We start from the raw sequence: 15,745 nt of genomic DNA on the forward strand, positions 1-15,745 counted from the left end.
TCTGTTGCGATGATAGGCGATGCTTTGAAAGCAAACGGAGCAGTAACCACATGATGCCAGTTCGCACGATAACCCTTGGCCTTCTTGTCAGCCTTTTTGTCGCGGCGCCGTCACGCGCCTCTATGATGCCGCCCATGGAAGACACGGGTGACCGTGTGGGCGGCGTTACGGTGATCACCAGGCTTGAGGCCGAGCGGCTGCCCGAAGGGCGGCATGATTTCTATTTCCGCGCGGGCTGGCGCAACACCGGCGCGCCCATTCATGTGCCGGTTGTGGTGGTGCGCGGCGCGAAGGATGGCAAGACGCTTCTGTTGACCGCCGCGGTCCACGGTGATGAGCTGAACGGCATCGCCGTGCTGCACCGGCTTCTGGAAAAGCTGGACCCAAAGACCCTTTCAGGCACGGTGGTGGCAGTGCCGGGGCTGAACCAGCCGGGCATCAATGCCAACAACAGGCGCTTCCCGGTGTCTGCGGGCGGTGGCTCGCTGGTTGATCTGAACCGTAATTTCCCAGGCAGTGTGGGCGAAAGTGGCAGCACATCCGGGCGCTATCTTGGTGCCCTGTGGCAGGGCCTCATTCGCCAGAACGCTGATTTCGCCGTGGATATCCACACCCAGACGCGGGGCGCTGCCTATCCGCTTTTTGTGTTCGCCGATTTCGGCAACAGCACAGCGCGCGCGGCGGCCCATACCCTTGGCCCCGACATGATCAAGAATGACGCGGGCCAGCAGGGCACGCTGGAGACCAGCCTGATGAAAGAGGGCATTCCGGCTGTTACGCTTGAAGTGGGCGCGCCAAAGCAGTTCCAGGGGGAGCTGATTGACCGCGCGGTCTGGGGCCTCCAGAACCTGATGCGGGCGCACAGGATGGTGCCGGGCAGTGTGGAACAGCCGCCGGTGAAAGCCATCGTGGGGTCGAACTACACCAATGTGTATGCCGACCGGGGCGGCATTGCCGTTTTGCATGTGGGCCTGAAGGACGCGGTGAAGAAGGGCCAGGATGTAGCCACGCTGTATGACGCGTTCGGGCATGAAATTCGCACCTACACGGCCCCGCATGACGGCTGGGTGCTGGCCGTGGCCACAGACCCGGTGCGCGAGGCCGGAAGCATGCTGGTGCGTATCCTGCAGTAGGCACACGAGCGAGATACGCGCCAGATGACAGATATCTGATTTTTTCATGAGCCATTTCGGCGCCGCTGTCGTAGAAACGGCGCAAGCAAAGTTAAGAAAACGGCGAACAGACCTATGACCAGCGAAAAACCGACAGATCACCCCACCGTGGCCCACGGCAAGCTGGGCATCCTGATGATGTCCCTTGGCACGCCCGACGCCCCCACCTATGGCGCGGTTCGGAAATATCTGGCGGAGTTCCTCTCGGACCCGCGCGTGGTGGAAACGCCGCGCCTGATCTGGCTGCCGATCCTTCATGGCCCGATCCTGACCTTCCGGTCTGGCAAGTCCGCCAAGGCCTACGCCAAAATTTGGGACAAGGAGCGAAACGAAAGCCCGCTTCGGACCTACGCTAGAGGCCAGGCCGAAAAGCTGCAGGCCGCCTTCGGGGAAGAAGCCGAGGTTGAATGGGCCTTCCGGTACGGCACGCCGTCCACCAAGGATGGCCTCACGCGCCTGCGCGAAAAGGGTTGTGACCGCATCCTGTTGTTCGCGCTCTATCCGCAATATAGCGCCACGACGACTGCGACAGCTTATGAGAAAGCTTTCGAGGTAATGGGCGAGATGCGCTGGATGCCATCTGTGCGCACGGTGCCGGCTTACTTTGATACGCTGGAATACCCTTCCGCGCTTGCCGCGAGTGTGAAAGACAGCCTGAGCACATTGGATTGGGAGCCGGATAAAATCCTGGCGTCCTACCATTCGATCCCAAAGGCCTACTGGGATAAGGGGGATCCATACCCCTGCCACTGCCATAAGACCAGCCGTTTGCTGAACGACGCGCTTGATCTGCCGGAAGGCAAGCTGGTGACCAGCTTCCAGTCGCGCGTCGGTCCCACCGAATGGGTGCAGCCCTACACGGACAAAACGGTCGAGCAGATGGCCAAGGACGGCGTCAAAAAGCTCGCCGTGCTCGCCCCGGCCTTTTCACAGGACTGTCTGGAAACCCTTGAAGAAATCAATATGGAACTTCGGGAAACCTTCCTTGAGAACGGCGGCACCCACTTCCACTATATCCCGTGCCTGAATGACACAGAGCAGGGCATGTGGGTGCTCGAGAGCGTCGCAAGGAACGAGCTCAAAGGCTGGCTGGGTTAGGGCTATGTGCAACCTAGCTCGGAGTGGGCTTTTGCAGAATAAAAATTGAGAGGTCCAGTCAATGCGTTAGCATGTACCGTAAATTGGCTAATAGAATCTAAAATTGCCCCCTTTTTAAATGGGATATGAATAGCATAAGCAGTTTCCTGGTGAACTCTCTCCGTTAGCGCTTCTGGCCAACGATTTTTCAACAATATTGGTTTGGACACAATGTTGAAGCCGGGATAGGTGATAATTAGAGGCAGCTCATACCTATCAACGGCTTGTTCAATTTCATAGCTGAGCATGCTGCCGGAACTCCTCGTTTTATCGCTTAAAATAACGAGGCAGTTTTTTGATTTGGCAAGGCGCTCTCTTATCCTCGATTCTAGGGTAGATCTTTGGCTGCTATCTCTAACTGCATACGTCTTCTCGTGGCTGTTCACGAATTTGAATTCGATATGCTTTTTTGAACTCCAGGCTTGTATGGTTGAGTAATATCTAAAGTCCGACTTGCTCGGGTCGGTTTGTCCAAGGCCGTCAAAAGCAATGTAGGTTCCATTGCGATAAGCCATATCTACTTCCAATCTTGATAGATTGATCCCAAATCGATTTCAGGCTTCTTGTCTTTTGGCAAAACTATTTTTATGGAATTTGAGACCTTTCCCTGTTTAGTTTCTTCAAACACCGCGGTGAGTATTAAGTCGACAAGAATAGCGTTTTTGATACCAATGCGGGCAAGCCCAGAACCTAGCAGCGGGATGTAAATAGTTTCGTTGGAACAGGAGTTTCGAGCTTTAACTAGAAGCCCCCGAACTGCTTTAATTAGGTCTTCCGCTGTAGCCGACGTTCGATGAGTTGTTTCATCGGTTCGGCCAAGCGCGACAAAAAGGAACTTATTTTCGTTAACAATAGCTGTCGCGGTTGTTCCAATTTCATAGCGTCGTGTACGCCCAGGATTCCTTGTAATGGTTGTAAAGGGCGTTTGAGAGAGTGCTGTGTCGACTTGGTTTCGCCAATTGCCACTATTTCCTCCCCAGAATTTCTGAATGACCTGGCCGTGAAGGCTCTTGGATGATACTATTATGTCATCAACGATGTCATCAAAACAGTCGTTCACCCCAATGGCTTTCCAGCCTTTTTGATCAAAAAAATCGCCAAAAAGCACGGATATTTTTGTGTCGAAACTATTGCTGGAAATAACGATTTCGTTTTTGAAGAAACCTTCTAAGAAAAGACCATCTGCAAAGAATAGAAGTAGCCCGAGGAGAGTAGAGCTTAACAAAAAATCTTTGTAGGAAAGGTCTAATTCCTGATTTGTGATGCCCTCATATGACTCGATAAAGAGCCATATAATGCCGATAGCTGTGAGCAAAGCTCGAAAAAAGCATAGCCACTTAGAAAACGACTTCATAGTAATGCACACTCCAAGGTATCATGAAGTTAGCATAGCATACGATATTGGACTTTTTGCAATTTATACTGGTTTTTGACTACTGCATCCCCATCATGCCGGTGACTTCCACAATCACCTCGCGCTCATGCTCGCCGTCGAACTCCAGCGTCAGCGGGAAGACATCGCCTTTCTCAAGCGGCTTTTTAAGGCCCATCAGCATCACATGATAGCCGCCGGGCGCGAGCGTGAAGGTCTCGCCCGGCTTCAGCGGCACGCTCATCACATGGTCCATCTTCATGATGCCGCCTTCCTCATAGGACCGGTGGATCATGGTGGTGTTCGCAATATCTGTATCCGCGCCCGTCAGCTCAATAATGTCGTGCGTGTTGTTGCGGATGGTCAGATACACAGCGGCAGAGACCGTGCGGCTGGTTTTGCGCGCCCAGACCTTTTCAATTTCAATGCCTTCGCCATCATGCTCGCCGTGGGCGAACGCGGTGACGGAAAAACTGAGGGCCAGAATAAGGGCGGACAAAATTGCTTTCACGGGTGTTCTCCTTTGTCCTGCTCATAGCCTGACTATATAGGCTCAGGCAAGGGACATCACGTCGCAGGGGGCAGGTAGTTTCGAAATGGACCCTGAAACAAGTTCAGGGTGACAGATGAGTGGGGTGGACGGCTTAAGCAACTCAGGTCGTCATGCTGAACTTGTTTCAGCATCCATACAGCAGTTGGCGAATGACGACCTGTTAACTTGGCCTACGCCGCGTCTGTGGCGCAGATCAGCTCATGCTGGATCGCGGGCTCGAACGCCGAATGGCCTGCCACCGGCACCATCTTCAGCGTCGCCCACGGCATGGCCTGCGCCAGCTCCCACGCGCTTGTCGGTGGGCAGATGGCGTCATAGCGGCCCTGCACAATGGTGGTGGGCACGCCCCTGAGCTTATGGGCGTCGTCCAGAATCTGGTTGTCGGCCTCAAGGAAGCTGCGGTGCTTGAAATAGTGGGCCTCGATCCGCGCGAAGGCGAGCGCGAAAACAGGATCCACCGAATGGGCGCGTTGTTCTTCATCGGGCACCAGTGTCACGGTGCTGCCTTCCCACAGGCTCCATTCCTTGGCGAAGGTCAGGCGGTCTTCTTCCCAGTCAGGGTCCACCAGGCGCTTATAATAGGCGCTGATCAGGTCACCGCGCTCTTCTTCCGGGATCGGGCCGCAGAAACGCGCCCAGGCTTCGGGGAAAATGCTGCTGGTGCCGCCACGATAGAACCAGTCCAGCTCGCGCTGGCGCGACAGGAAAATGCCGCGCAGGATCAGGCCACGCGTGCGTTCTGGAAAGGCCTGGCCATACAGAAGCGACAGGGTGCTGCCCCAAGACCCGCCAAACAGGAACCAGCTGTCGATATTCAGATGTTGCCGGATGGCTTCCATGTCGGCCACCAGATGCTGGCTGGTGTTGTGGTCGAGGGACGCGTGCGGGCGGCTTTTGCCGCAGCCGCGCTGGTCAAACAATATGATGCGGTATTTCGCCGGGTTGAAGAAACGCCGCTGGATCGGGCTGGTGCCGCCGCCAGGGCCGCCATGGACAAACACAATCGGTGCGCCCACCGGGTTGCCGGACTGCTCCACATAAATCTCATGCCCGCCTGGCACTTTCAGGCGTTCGCTCGCATACGGCTCGATGGATGGATAAAGAGAGCGGAGGGTTGTTGTACTGTCTGCGCGCACCGTGCTGTCCCGATTTTTTTTGTCTTAGGTTTCAGCCAGAATAAGCCGCAGAAGTTAATAATACAAGAAACACAGGTTGCCCGGCCCCATCCGCAGGGTCGCGCCAGCCGACGCCGCTTAGGCGTCAATGCCAGATGGCTGTTTCCACCCGGTCGTGCTGGCTGGCATACTGGCGCAGCTTGCGGGTTGGGTTCACTGCAACGGCTGAATCCACCAGATCAAGGGTCGGTATATCGCTGTGGTCATCGGTATAGAAAAGGGTCTCCAGGCCGCCCAGTTTCTGCCCCTGGATCAACTGCTGAACCATGGCCCGCTTTGCGTCGCCATAACAATTGTCACCCTGGATGCGGGGGATCACCATGCCGTTCCGCGTCTCCAGCCTCGTGGCCACCAGGTGGTTGAAACCAAGTTTGTTGGCGATGGGGGCGGCATAGAAGGCATAGCTGGCGGTGGCCAGCACAAGGATGTCGCCTTGGGCCTTGTGCCTGGAAATGGCGCTCAGCGCGTCCGTATAGCATTTCCCGCGCACGATCATGTTGGCGAAGGCATCGGCTGCGCCCTCTAGGTGGGCAAGCGGTTTAGTGCCAACCAGCAGGTGGAACATGACTTCCTTCAATCGGCTGCGGGAAAAAGCCTTGAGCTTGTAGGCCGCCATCACCAGCAACATCACCGGCGTCAACAGCAGGCGGTGGGGAGCATAATGCCATGCGTACCAAAGCAGAAAAGGCGTGTAGCTGCCAAATCTGATGATGGTTCGGTCCAGATCGAAGATGACAAGTCTTTGGCGCTGCATAATCAGGTATCCAGAATCTCGCTGGCGATCATGACATCCGAAGGCTTGTCTACATCGATGGACAAATGGGCTTCCTTGAGGATGACGGGGTGGACCGTGGCACCAATGGAGTGGGAGGCGCGGCTGAAAGCGCTTTCCAGGCTCAAGAGGCGCAAGGCAAAAGCGATAAAGACCAGTGGGCCGAAATGCCAGGCAAGCCGCCAGACGCGCTTGCGGTTATGTTCGATACCAGCCCAGAAGGCCAGGACCGAGCGGGCGCGTTGTCCCTTCAGCAGGAACAGGTTGCAGCTGGTGTAGGCCGCGCCCCGCGCGAACTTCAGCCATGTGCGGCGGGCCGCCGGTATCTTGGCCAGCACTGTTTCCGCCGGCACCAGCCCCACGGCGATATCGGTGTCCAAAGGCTGGCCGTCGAGGAAAGCCGCGACATCGCTACCCGTCAGCAATACATGATCGCATGTGGTTACCAGGGTCGGCTGGTTGCTTGGGTGACTGTCGAGGAAATCCACGATGCTGCCACAGATGGAATCGCCGCTGGCGACAAAAGTTACATCGCGCCGTGCCTTGAACGGCTCGAAATCTTCGAGCGCCGCCATGTCTTCGGGCGACTGGGTCAGGATGAAGATATCTGACACACGCCCCGATGCATCGAGCGCGTCCACGACACGGTTGAGCATGGCGCGTCCGCCGATATGGGCGGCGGCCTTGTATTTGACGTTGAACATGTCCGCGACCGGGTCGCCCTCCGGGCGGCGGCCAGCAAGGACAATTACCCGTATTTTTTCAGCGGTACAGGTTGACACGTATCTAGCCCCAGAAAGTTACAATAGGCTTCGGCGGCACGCTGTGCGGATGATTTTTGCTGAAGGTCGATAGACGACTTGAAGAGCTTCTGTTGCTCCGCCCTGTAGGCGTGAGGCGTTTCAAGTGCGGCCTTCAAAGCTTGGTCGAGTTGGTCAATTGAGGACGCAACGGGGCCGAGGGTCCAGAATTTATATTTCGGGTCGCGCTGCCAGTCCGCGCCGTGTCCGTTAAGGAAGATGCAGGGCCGTGGACGGGCAATGAATTCATACACCTGACTGGAGACGTCACCCAGATAGATGTCGGCCGAGCGTATGTGGGTCATGTCCATGCAGGCCGGGCTGCCGGTGTCGATCAGGATATTGTCGCTGTTCTTGAAACGCTTGGCCAAATCCTTCCGCCAGCGCACCACCCGGTTGGTCAGTGACGTATGGATGCGGCGCTTGTAGAGCATCACATGAGGCGCAAAGATCAGGTTGAAATCCTTGTTGTTCGCGAAATAGTCCAGAACCTCTTCGCCCATGGTGAACCAGGAAGACAGGTAAGGATCGAAGTGTGGGTTATAGAGCACGATCGGTCGCTGGTTCTTGAACGGACGGTGGACGATATTTTCCTCCGCCAGAGCATCGAACTTCATATAGCCGATCACGGCGCTGTTTTCCGGCTGCACGATGCCAAGGGCGATCATCCGGTCGCGGTGTTTGTCACCAGGCAGGAAAACATAATCGAATTTGGAGATATTGTCCGACCAGGCGACGTCCCGGTCGCCAGCACCATGGCAGACACGGACCATTTTCAGGTGGGTCAGGCCAAAGACCTCACGCAGCATCAGGCTGGTGCGCTCCGGCACCACCAGGGTGTCCAACTGGCGGAAATGGTCGAGGTTGTTTTTCAAAACAGCGATGCGCTTGAATGGCGCGACTTTGTTCAAGAGCTTGTCGAGCACTTTGTAGACAAGCGGCACATCAAGCAGCGTGAACTGACAGCGGGGCGTATCGCCCGCAATTTCGCGGACCATTTCAAGTTGTTCTTCAGTGGAGGCGAAAACCTCAATTTCCACATCATCAGCAGTGCCTGCCAGCGCCGGAATCATGGGCGCAAGATGGCTGACCTGATGAGCGGCATCATGGTTGAACAGAAATCCAATGCGGTGTGGCATAAGCGGCTTCTTTTTTTCTTTCTGCTTTTTATGAGGCCTTACTTAACTCGCGGCCGTCGCGGACATTTCAGACTAAAAAATAAACAAAGATCAGAACAAAACACTCTGACAAAACGTCGCATAAGGGCTGATTTTGCCCCAAATAAGGCAATTCGACAACCGATATGCTTCAAACGGGGGCGTTTTCGCTTCAGGACCGAAACAATAAAAAGGCCGTAAACGTTCGTTACACTAGCGTTTCAGAAATGTTTCGTCTTATCGGGGACGGACCTGATTTAACTAATTTCAGGCTGCAGAAGCGAAAAAAGGTGCCAATGGACGCCTTTTTCTGGATTAAGCTTGGTTGCTACTGTGCAGCCATGCGGCGGGACTTCAGGATTTGATCCGTCAGTTCCATGTCGCCTGGGTTGTCCACATCAATTGGTGCATCGGCGAATGGCATGCGGATCACCTGCACCGTCAATTTCCAGCGCCGTGACAGGCTCGCGGCCAGCTCGTGAATGGTGGCCAGCTTGTAGCGGTACTTGAGCATGAACATCAGGCCAAAGGCCTTCATGATACGCTGCGGTTTCTTGCCGAACTGGCCGCCACCCTCGAAAATCTTGGCGGTTTCCAAGGCTTTCTCGTTGGCCAGCGCATAGAGGTTGCAGCTGGACCAGCCACCGTCCTTGAGATTATGGAAGGCGCGCTTGCCTTCGGGATATGCTTCCAAGATAACGGATGCTGGGGTCATGGCAACGGCTGCATCGGGCTTGTGCTGCTCAATTTCCTTGCAGAAATGGTCAACCATTTCAGTGGTGTGCAGGGCGTTGTCCCCTGTGGTGATCACGAGTGGGTACGGGTCCTCGATCCGGGCGGCAGCGTCCGCGACCGAAAGATAGAGGTTTTCCGCGCTCGGCACATACTGAATTTCGCCCTTGTCCAGCATTTTAGCGAGCGCGGGCACAGTCCTGAGCAGCTCTTCGCTTTCGATTGAAACAAACACACGGTCGATGCCACGGGCGTTTTTTATTTCGCGGATGACGCGTTCCAGCATCACGACACCATCAAGTGTTACCAGGCACTTGTGGCTGACCCCTTGGGCTTGGGCGACAACGTCGGCGGCGCCGCGACGGCTGGCAGCCAGCACCAAAGCTGTGGCTTTCTTGGTTACAGTCATAGGGTTATCCCTCCTACCCAACGGGCATAGTTTAAATCAGACTAGGCCGTTAAGGAAGACATGAGTTTACGAGCGCTTTCGCCCTTCGGAAGTGCCATCAATGTCTCTCTTGCGGTCTTGTATCTCTCTTTGTCCAGAAGGGTGCCCACACAGCCGTCGAATTTGTCCCAAAGCTGGTCCAGCGTCAGGGGTGCAGCACTTGAGCCCACCGGCATTTCAACTTCAATGCTCATGGTGGTGCCAGACTTCAGCGTAACATGAACCTGTGTCGGGAAATCGCTCTCCAGTTTCTCGACATACTCTTTGCGCACAAGCGGCAACAGCGCGGTAACTTCCGGGCGACTGATCGCGGCCTCTTCATAGTCCGCCAGCGTCGCGTTGCCCGTCAATAGTCCAACAGCCAGTCCATATTCAAGGCTGAATTTGGCTTCCATCGAATTGGTTGGGCGCTCATACATCAGGTTCCGGAGGTGCGCAGCCGGCGCACGCACAAAAATTTCCGCCACATCAGGGGCTTCAAAGCCATGTTTTTCGCGCAGGAAAAGAAGGCCGTCGAGCGCACGGTGGACGCTGCCACAGTTGGGGAAACGCTTCAGTTTCAGGCCATATTCTTCAATATGCAGCGGCGTGCCGATATCCTTGGTCGCGAACTGGACTTTCTGACCATATTCATCCTTGTCTGCCATGGTGGCGCGCAGCTCTTCCACATCCTGGCCGACCATCAGCGTTCCCATGCCGTTCGCGGCATGCAGCGTGTTCGCGCCTGCTGTAATGCCGGCCTCGGCGAACTGGGCGGCCTGAACCGCGCCTGCGGCTGCAAGCCCTGCATGCAGCGGTTTGGTCATGGTGCCGAACTGGCTCATGAAGCCACCGGCAAGGCTTGTTGAAAGCGAAATGGCGTGGGCTGTTTGCTCGGCATCCAGGCCCATCAGTCGCGCGCATCCGGCAGCCGTGCCTACGGTGCCAACCGTTGCCGTGGCGTGCCAGCCGCGGCTGCGGTGGTAAGGGTTCACGCCCTGGCCCACACGGCCAACCATCTGCAGGCCAACGATATAGGCATCAAGAAGCGCTTCGCCCGTTAGGTCGCGTTCGTCCGCAATGGCCAGAAGGGCAGGTACCAGAACTGCGCTGGCGTGGGCTTTTGCTGGATCGAAATTGTCGTCAAAATCAAGGGCATGGGCGGCCGTGCCGTTCACCAGGGCGGCCATGGGGGCAGACAGGCCGCCTTCAAAGCCAACCGCGCGGCAGTCGCCTTGGCCCCACCTGCGGGCGAGAGTGAACACTTTGTGTGTAACGTCCTCGCGCGCACCGGGCACCATGACAGCGATGGTGTCAATGAAGGCGTCTCGCGCGCGGTCAAGCGCCAGGCTCGACCAGGAGGCGTCTACGCCAGTCGTCCAGGCTGCAAAAGCGTGCAGCGGGTTATCCGAATTGACCTTCATATGTCCCTTGGTATCTTATATGACTTGTGTGTTGGTCTGAATTCAGCAAGATTTATTTATAGTTAAATAAAACCGGCAGATAAAGCCTGTGTTTGTTTTCCAGGCGGCCTCTATTTGCTGTTTTGGGTTTTTGAAATCAAGAGGGAAGTGGCAAAAAATTGGCGGATGCCCGGACAGGTAACGGCTTTGTAACGGTGGAAAGTGGCAGCCCCAGCGCCTTGGTGCGCCTGCGCGGCGACTGGATCATCGATAATGCTGTCGATATCGACAATGCCATGCCGGGCATTGTGGCGGCCTGTGAAGCGGGCGCCGTTGTCGACTGTTCGGAAATCACAAGCCTTGATACCACGGGTGCCGTGCTGATCCGCCGTTATTGTGCCGCCATCGAGGATGCCGGTGCCGCAGTGCTCACAGGCGTTCTGGCGGCCCACAAAACCCTTTTGGAAGTTATCTCCTGCTGCCCGCCGCCTGCCAAAACAGAACCCGATCATGTCGCCTGGTATCTGATGCCTCTCCTTCAGGCGGGTGAAGCCACCATGACGGCGCTCCGGTCGTCAGCCCGGCTCCTGGGGTTCCTTGGGTTTGTGCTGATGCGCCTTTTTGGCTCGTTGTTTGACCTGGGGCGTATTCGCCTGGTGCCGGTGGTGCACCAGATGGAAGTGGTGGGGCTGCAGTCCATGGGAATCGTGGGGCTGATTTCCTTCCTGATCGGTGCCGTGATGGTGAACCAGGGGGCTATCCAGCTGGCCAAGTTCGGCGCCGATATTTTCGTTATCGACATGCTTGGCATTGGCCATCTGCGGGAACTGGGTATTCTTTTGACCGCTATTATTATAGCGGGCCGGTCCGGCAGCGCCTTCACGGCCCAGATCGGATCGATGGTGCTGCATGAAGAAGTGGACGCCATGAAGACGCTGGGGATGGAACCCATTGATGTGCTGGTGCTGCCGCGCCTTGTGGCGCTGACGGTATGCCTGCCGCTTCTGGCATTCTATGCCGATGTGGTGGGGATCGCGGGCGGCGCGTTGATGGCATGGATCCAGCTGGATATCACGCCCGCCAATTTCCTGACCTATTTCCGGGAAGTGATCTCGATCGACCACTATTGGGTTGGCATCATCAAGGCGCCTTTCTTTGCCGCAGTTATCGCCACAACCGGCTGCTACCACGGCCTCAGGGTACATGGCAGCGCCGATGCGCTGGGTATGCGCACAACCAGAAGCGTGGTGCAATCCATCTTCCTGGTGATCGTGCTTGATGCCCTGTTCGCTATCTTTTTCACCAGTGTGGGGCTATAGGCGGTGGCTAACAAGAAACCGGACATCGTTGTAAAGGTGCGGGACCTCAAGACCGCCTTCGGCACCCATGTGGTGCATGACGGTCTCAATCTGGATGTCAGGCGCGGGGAAATTCTGGGTGTTGTCGGTGGCTCGGGCACGGGTAAGTCAGTGCTGCTGAAGGCCATTATCGGGCTTCTGAAACCTCAGAGCGGCACGATCGAGATCAATGGTCAAGACCGGGCCACGATGAGCAATGAAGAAGACAGGCTTTCCCGGCGGGACTGGGGGGTCTTGTTTCAGGATGGGGCGCTCTTTTCATCGCTGACGGTGGCGCAAAACATCCAGGTGCCGCTTCGGGAACATTTTCACATGTCCCACAGCCTGATGAAGGACTTGGCGCTTTCGAAGTTGCAGATGGCAGGCTTGTCGCTGGATGCGGCGGCCAAGTTCCCCAGCGATCTTTCTGGCGGCATGCGCAAGCGCGCCGCACTCGCGCGCTCATTGGCGCTCGATCCGGACCTTCTTTTTCTCGATGAGCCCACAGCCGGGCTCGACCCTATCGGCGCAGCGGCGTTTGATGAACTGGTACAGGAACTCTGTCGCTCGCTGGGGCTTACGGTTTTTCTTGTGACCCACGATCTCGACACACTTGTCAGAGTATGCGACCGTATCGCGGTGCTAGGGGATCAGAAAATCCTGATCAACGCGCCGCTTGAGGAAGTGATGGCGTTTGATCACCCTTGGGTGCAGGAATATTTTCACGGTCCCCGTGCGCGGGCCGCAGGCGCAAAAGACTAGTGCCAAAGACGAGATAGGACAGGCAACGGCTTATGGAAACACGGGCATCGCATATATTGGTTGGCAGTTTTGTTCTGGCGTTCCTTGCCGGGCTGATCGCCTTTGCCATCTGGATCGCCAAGGTCGATTTGGATGCCGAATATCAGGAATATGACATCTTTTTCGATGGCTCCGTGTCCGGCCTTTATAAGCGCAGTATCGTTTACTATCTGGGCATTCCGGTTGGAGATGTGCGGGACATTACGCTTGCTCCGCACGATAGTGAGAAGGTTCGCGTGCTCGTGCGGCTCAGAAGCGAAGTGCCGGTCAATGAGGAAACCTACGCACGGCTTGAGTTTCAGGGGCTGACCGGCGTTGCCTATATCGAGATCAAGGGCAGCCCGCAGGGCAGCGCCCCCCTTAAGGCCAAGGCAGGGCAGGAACGGCCTGTGATCCGGTCTGAGGCCTCGCCCATTCAGGAAGTGTTCGAGACCGCACCAAACCTGATCAATGAGGCAATCCTGACGGTTGGCCAAGTCAAGAAGATGCTGGCAGAAGAGAATTTGGAACGGGTCAGCAATATCCTGGAGAATACCGAGCGGGCCACCCGCAATATTGCAGACGGCACGGAAGACCTGGATGCCTTGATGGTTGAAGTACGCGAGGTGATGGCCCGCGTGAATGAAACAGCTGCCAAGCTGGGCACGCTCGCGGACAGTGGCAACAAGCTGCTGGCTGAGGACGGCGAACGGCTTGTGGCTGAGGCGATTGAAACCATGAACGCCGCGCAGGCGATGCTGGAACGTGTCGATGCGCTGGTAGCCGCCAATGAGGACAGCGTCACGCAATTCGTGCAGGGCAGCCTGCCTGAGGTTACCCGGATGATCATGGACTTGCGAAGCACAGCCCGCAGCCTTTCGCGGCTGGTCAGGAAAATAGAGCAAAATCCGGCTGAAACGCTTCTGGGCCCGAAAGAGAGTACATACGACCTTGACGCCCGCAAGGTGAAGGAGACGAAAGAATGAGGCAGCTTTTTAGAAAAAACGCGCTTGGTCTTGTCGCTGCTTCTGCCCTTTTGGCGTCATGCGGGCCGCTTATCTCCTTCGGCGATGAAGGCCCGGCGGATGAGATTTATACGCTTCGCTATCAGGGCAGCTATCCCGCAAGCGGGTCGGGCCCTGTTGTATTCATTGATGAGCCCGCCGTTGCAGACAGCCTCAAGGGCGACAAGGTTGCGGTTGCGCTGCCGGGTAACCGCCGTTCAACCATTGACGGCGTACGTTGGTCGGCGCCTCTGGCGGACTTGATCAGAGACTATGTGTTGAGATCTCTTGCAGCAAGCTCAGAGGCCCGGATGGTCGGCGATGGTGGGCTGGATATCCAGTCCAGCTGCCGTCTGGGTCTGAAGGTCTGGGAAATGGACTTTGTTCCCGGCGCCCGTGCTGCGGACGACAAGGTCTCTGTTGTTTTGGAATTCACGCTCGTGCGCCTGAAGGACAACCAGCTCCTTGGTATGCCGACCATTGCGAAACAAGTGAGTACCCGCGGTAGCGGTACGGATGCCGTGATGGCAGCCTTCCATGAAGCCATGGGTGACGCGGCCGGGGATGCGGCCAGTTGGTTCGGCAAAGCCCATGAAGCTTGCGATGCGGGCTAGGCAGCAGGTTTCCTGAGTTCCCAGAAACTCCAGGCCAAAAGCAGGCAGCTTGTGACCGCGATAGCGTAAAAGAGCGGCTCTGGCGCTTCTTTTGTATACAGCAGGCCCGCGGCCAGCGGCCCTGCCACCCGACCAAGGGCCGAAATCCCGCTTGAAAGTCCAAGGGCCGCGCCCTGGTGGTGTCGGTCCGTGCGGCGCGACAGCAGGCTGTTGAGTGCGGGGAATGAAATGGTCATGCCGCTCATGATCAGCGGGAAGGCAATCAGCGCCACAGTGAAGGACGGCGTGCCGAAAATGATGACCAGGCAGCCAATAAAATGGATGCTGCCACCAAGCACCAGCGATTTCAGTTCACCAATGCTTTTGAACAGCGGCCCTGTCGCCAGCGACTGGATCGCAGCAATGCACAGGCCGATGGCCCCCATCAGGTTGCCGACTTCCTGCTGGCTCCAGAACAAGAGGTCCTTGGTCCAGAAGGGCATGATGGTGAAGGCCATGATCTGCCCTGCGGAGGTCACGATAAACATGGAAAACAGCGCCAGCTGGGCCGGGGTTTTAAGGAAGGTGGACCAGGGAGGACGCACTGACACGTGGCTGGTTTCTGTCTCACTCTCGTCAGAATTCGTTTCGGATATGAAACGATAAGCCATGAAAGCGGCGATCAGCGATAGGCTGGCTGCCACAAGGCCGGGCAACAGAATGGCTGATCCGCCACTCGCGCTACTGAGGTGGCTCAGTTGCCCACCTACCAGCGGGCCGAACGCGAACCCCAGCCCGAACACAGCACCGATCAGGCCCATGGCCCGGCCACGGTTGCTTTCATCGGTCAGGTCGGCCATGGCAGCCATGGCGATGCCTACATTACCGGCCATCGCGCCAGAGAAGGCGCGGGCCAGGAAAAGCATCAGAAGGCTGTCTGAAAACGCCAGGATGACATAGGAAACCATCGCGCCGATGAAAGTTGCGGCAAGGGCAGGGCGCCTGCCGATGCGGTCCGACAGCCGCCCCCACAAGGGGCCGGCGGCAAAAGCGGTCAGCGAATAGATGGAAAAGAGCGCCGCCCCCAGGGTCGCTTCATCCAGCACCATGCCCCCAACTGTTACGGTGCCCGCATAGGGGCCAACCAGAAACGGCAGGATCGGCACAATGATGCCGAAACCCAGGAGGTCGATAAAGATGGCGAACAGGATGGCTGGCATTGCCGGTGGTCTCTCGCTGCGGAGTTTCATTTAAATTGGGGCGCTCACTTGAGCATACTTTCTCGCCTTCGTGTATCACGAAGTTGCGAGATGGGGATGAAGCGTGCGCCC

Annotated in this window: 16 protein-coding genes; 6 read left to right on the forward strand and 10 right to left on the reverse strand. The window is 56.7% G+C overall.

Annotated elements, in window-relative coordinates:
* Positions 1 to 50: 50 nt before the first annotated feature.
* Both KORM41_RS08605 and hemH read left to right on the forward strand, forming a co-directional pair.
* On the forward strand, positions 51 to 1,133 hold the full coding sequence (locus KORM41_RS08605) for a succinylglutamate desuccinylase/aspartoacylase family protein (RefSeq protein WP_068143451.1): 1,083 nt from the start codon (positions 51 to 53) through the stop codon (positions 1,131 to 1,133).
* A gap of 114 nt (positions 1,134 to 1,247) precedes the next feature.
* On the forward strand, positions 1,248 to 2,270 hold the full coding sequence (gene hemH / locus KORM41_RS08610) for a ferrochelatase (RefSeq protein WP_068143452.1): 1,023 nt from the start codon (positions 1,248 to 1,250) through the stop codon (positions 2,268 to 2,270).
* A gap of 2 nt (positions 2,271 to 2,272) precedes the next feature.
* On the opposite strand, the gene KORM41_RS08615 is transcribed toward hemH, so the two are convergent.
* The 9 genes from KORM41_RS08615 to KORM41_RS08655 form a co-directional block, all read right to left on the reverse strand.
* Positions 2,273 to 2,824: a TIR domain-containing protein gene (locus tag KORM41_RS08615; RefSeq protein ID WP_068143454.1), complete on the reverse strand. Its 552-nt coding sequence runs from the start codon at positions 2,822 to 2,824 to the stop codon at positions 2,273 to 2,275.
* Between the two features lie 2 nt (positions 2,825 to 2,826).
* Positions 2,827 to 3,663, reverse strand: coding sequence for a macro domain-containing protein (locus KORM41_RS08620; protein WP_068143455.1), 837 nt, complete (start codon positions 3,661 to 3,663; stop codon positions 2,827 to 2,829).
* A gap of 79 nt (positions 3,664 to 3,742) precedes the next feature.
* Positions 3,743 to 4,192 carry a copper chaperone PCu(A)C gene (locus KORM41_RS08625; protein WP_068143457.1) on the reverse strand — a complete coding sequence of 150 codons (450 nt, stop codon included), beginning with the start codon at positions 4,190 to 4,192 and terminating at the stop codon, positions 3,743 to 3,745.
* Between the two features lie 212 nt (positions 4,193 to 4,404).
* A complete protein-coding gene (gene pip, locus KORM41_RS08630) occupies positions 4,405 to 5,370 on the reverse strand; it encodes a prolyl aminopeptidase (RefSeq protein WP_068143459.1) in 966 nt (321 codons plus the stop codon).
* 124 nt (positions 5,371 to 5,494) lie between these two features.
* Entirely contained in the window at positions 5,495 to 6,163 is a 669-nt protein-coding gene (locus tag KORM41_RS08635) for an HAD family hydrolase (protein ID WP_068143461.1), read from the reverse strand.
* Positions 6,164 to 6,165: 2 nt separating this feature from the next.
* Complete coding sequence (locus tag KORM41_RS08640) at positions 6,166 to 6,963, reverse strand: nucleotidyltransferase family protein (RefSeq protein ID WP_068143464.1); 798 nt, start codon at positions 6,961 to 6,963, stop codon at positions 6,166 to 6,168.
* Entirely contained in the window at positions 6,930 to 8,120 is a 1,191-nt protein-coding gene (locus KORM41_RS08645; RefSeq protein ID WP_068143466.1) for a hypothetical protein, read from the reverse strand. The genes KORM41_RS08640 and KORM41_RS08645 overlap by 34 nt, the downstream gene beginning before the upstream one ends.
* A gap of 346 nt (positions 8,121 to 8,466) precedes the next feature.
* Entirely contained in the window at positions 8,467 to 9,279 is an 813-nt protein-coding gene (locus KORM41_RS08650; protein WP_068143468.1) for a nucleotidyltransferase family protein, read from the reverse strand.
* A 41-nt stretch (positions 9,280 to 9,320) separates the two neighbouring features.
* Positions 9,321 to 10,721 carry an MmgE/PrpD family protein gene (locus tag KORM41_RS08655; RefSeq protein WP_068143470.1) on the reverse strand — a complete coding sequence of 467 codons (1,401 nt, stop codon included), beginning with the start codon at positions 10,719 to 10,721 and terminating at the stop codon, positions 9,321 to 9,323.
* 158 nt (positions 10,722 to 10,879) lie between these two features.
* Here KORM41_RS08655 and KORM41_RS08660 point away from each other — a divergent pair, with 158 nt between their 5' ends.
* Genes KORM41_RS08660 through KORM41_RS08675 form a run of 4 tightly spaced genes read left to right on the forward strand, consistent with a single transcriptional unit; the run spans position 10,880 to position 14,435 of the window.
* Positions 10,880 to 12,019, forward strand: coding sequence for an ABC transporter permease (locus KORM41_RS08660; protein ID WP_068143472.1), 1,140 nt, complete (start codon positions 10,880 to 10,882; stop codon positions 12,017 to 12,019).
* A 3-nt stretch (positions 12,020 to 12,022) separates the two neighbouring features.
* Positions 12,023 to 12,799, forward strand: a complete 777-nt coding sequence (locus KORM41_RS08665) for an ABC transporter ATP-binding protein (RefSeq protein WP_068143474.1) — start codon at positions 12,023 to 12,025, stop codon at positions 12,797 to 12,799.
* Positions 12,800 to 12,831: 32 nt separating this feature from the next.
* Complete coding sequence (locus KORM41_RS08670; RefSeq protein ID WP_068143477.1) at positions 12,832 to 13,803, forward strand: MlaD family protein; 972 nt, start codon at positions 12,832 to 12,834, stop codon at positions 13,801 to 13,803.
* On the forward strand, positions 13,800 to 14,435 hold the full coding sequence (locus KORM41_RS08675) for an ABC-type transport auxiliary lipoprotein family protein (RefSeq protein WP_068143478.1): 636 nt from the start codon (positions 13,800 to 13,802) through the stop codon (positions 14,433 to 14,435). The genes KORM41_RS08670 and KORM41_RS08675 overlap by 4 nt, the downstream gene beginning before the upstream one ends.
* On the opposite strand, the gene KORM41_RS08680 is transcribed toward KORM41_RS08675, so the two are convergent.
* Positions 14,432 to 15,664, reverse strand: a complete 1,233-nt coding sequence (locus KORM41_RS08680) for an MFS transporter (RefSeq protein ID WP_082719646.1) — start codon at positions 15,662 to 15,664, stop codon at positions 14,432 to 14,434. The genes KORM41_RS08675 and KORM41_RS08680 overlap by 4 nt on opposite strands.
* Positions 15,665 to 15,745: the final 81 nt, after the last annotated feature.

Source organism: Kordiimonas lipolytica, from assembly GCF_001550065.1.

Coding starts and splice junctions, on each gene's coding strand:
- KORM41_RS08605 (WP_068143451.1), top strand. CDS start 51: ATGATGCCAGTTCGCACGATAACCCTTGGCCTTCTTGTCAGCCTTTTT.
- hemH (WP_068143452.1), top strand. CDS start 1,248: ATGACCAGCGAAAAACCGACAGATCACCCCACCGTGGCCCACGGCAAG.
- KORM41_RS08615 (WP_068143454.1), bottom strand. CDS start 2,824: ATGGCTTATCGCAATGGAACCTACATTGCTTTTGACGGCCTTGGACAA.
- KORM41_RS08620 (WP_068143455.1), bottom strand. CDS start 3,663: ATGAAGTCGTTTTCTAAGTGGCTATGCTTTTTTCGAGCTTTGCTCACA.
- KORM41_RS08635 (WP_068143461.1), bottom strand. CDS start 6,163: ATGCAGCGCCAAAGACTTGTCATCTTCGATCTGGACCGAACCATCATC.
- KORM41_RS08645 (WP_068143466.1), bottom strand. CDS start 8,120: ATGCCACACCGCATTGGATTTCTGTTCAACCATGATGCCGCTCATCAG.
- KORM41_RS08650 (WP_068143468.1), bottom strand. CDS start 9,279: ATGACTGTAACCAAGAAAGCCACAGCTTTGGTGCTGGCTGCCAGCCGT.
- KORM41_RS08655 (WP_068143470.1), bottom strand. CDS start 10,721: ATGAAGGTCAATTCGGATAACCCGCTGCACGCTTTTGCAGCCTGGACG.
- KORM41_RS08670 (WP_068143477.1), top strand. CDS start 12,832: ATGGAAACACGGGCATCGCATATATTGGTTGGCAGTTTTGTTCTGGCG.
- KORM41_RS08675 (WP_068143478.1), top strand. CDS start 13,800: ATGAGGCAGCTTTTTAGAAAAAACGCGCTTGGTCTTGTCGCTGCTTCT.
- KORM41_RS08680 (WP_082719646.1), bottom strand. CDS start 15,664: ATGAAACTCCGCAGCGAGAGACCACCGGCAATGCCAGCCATCCTGTTC.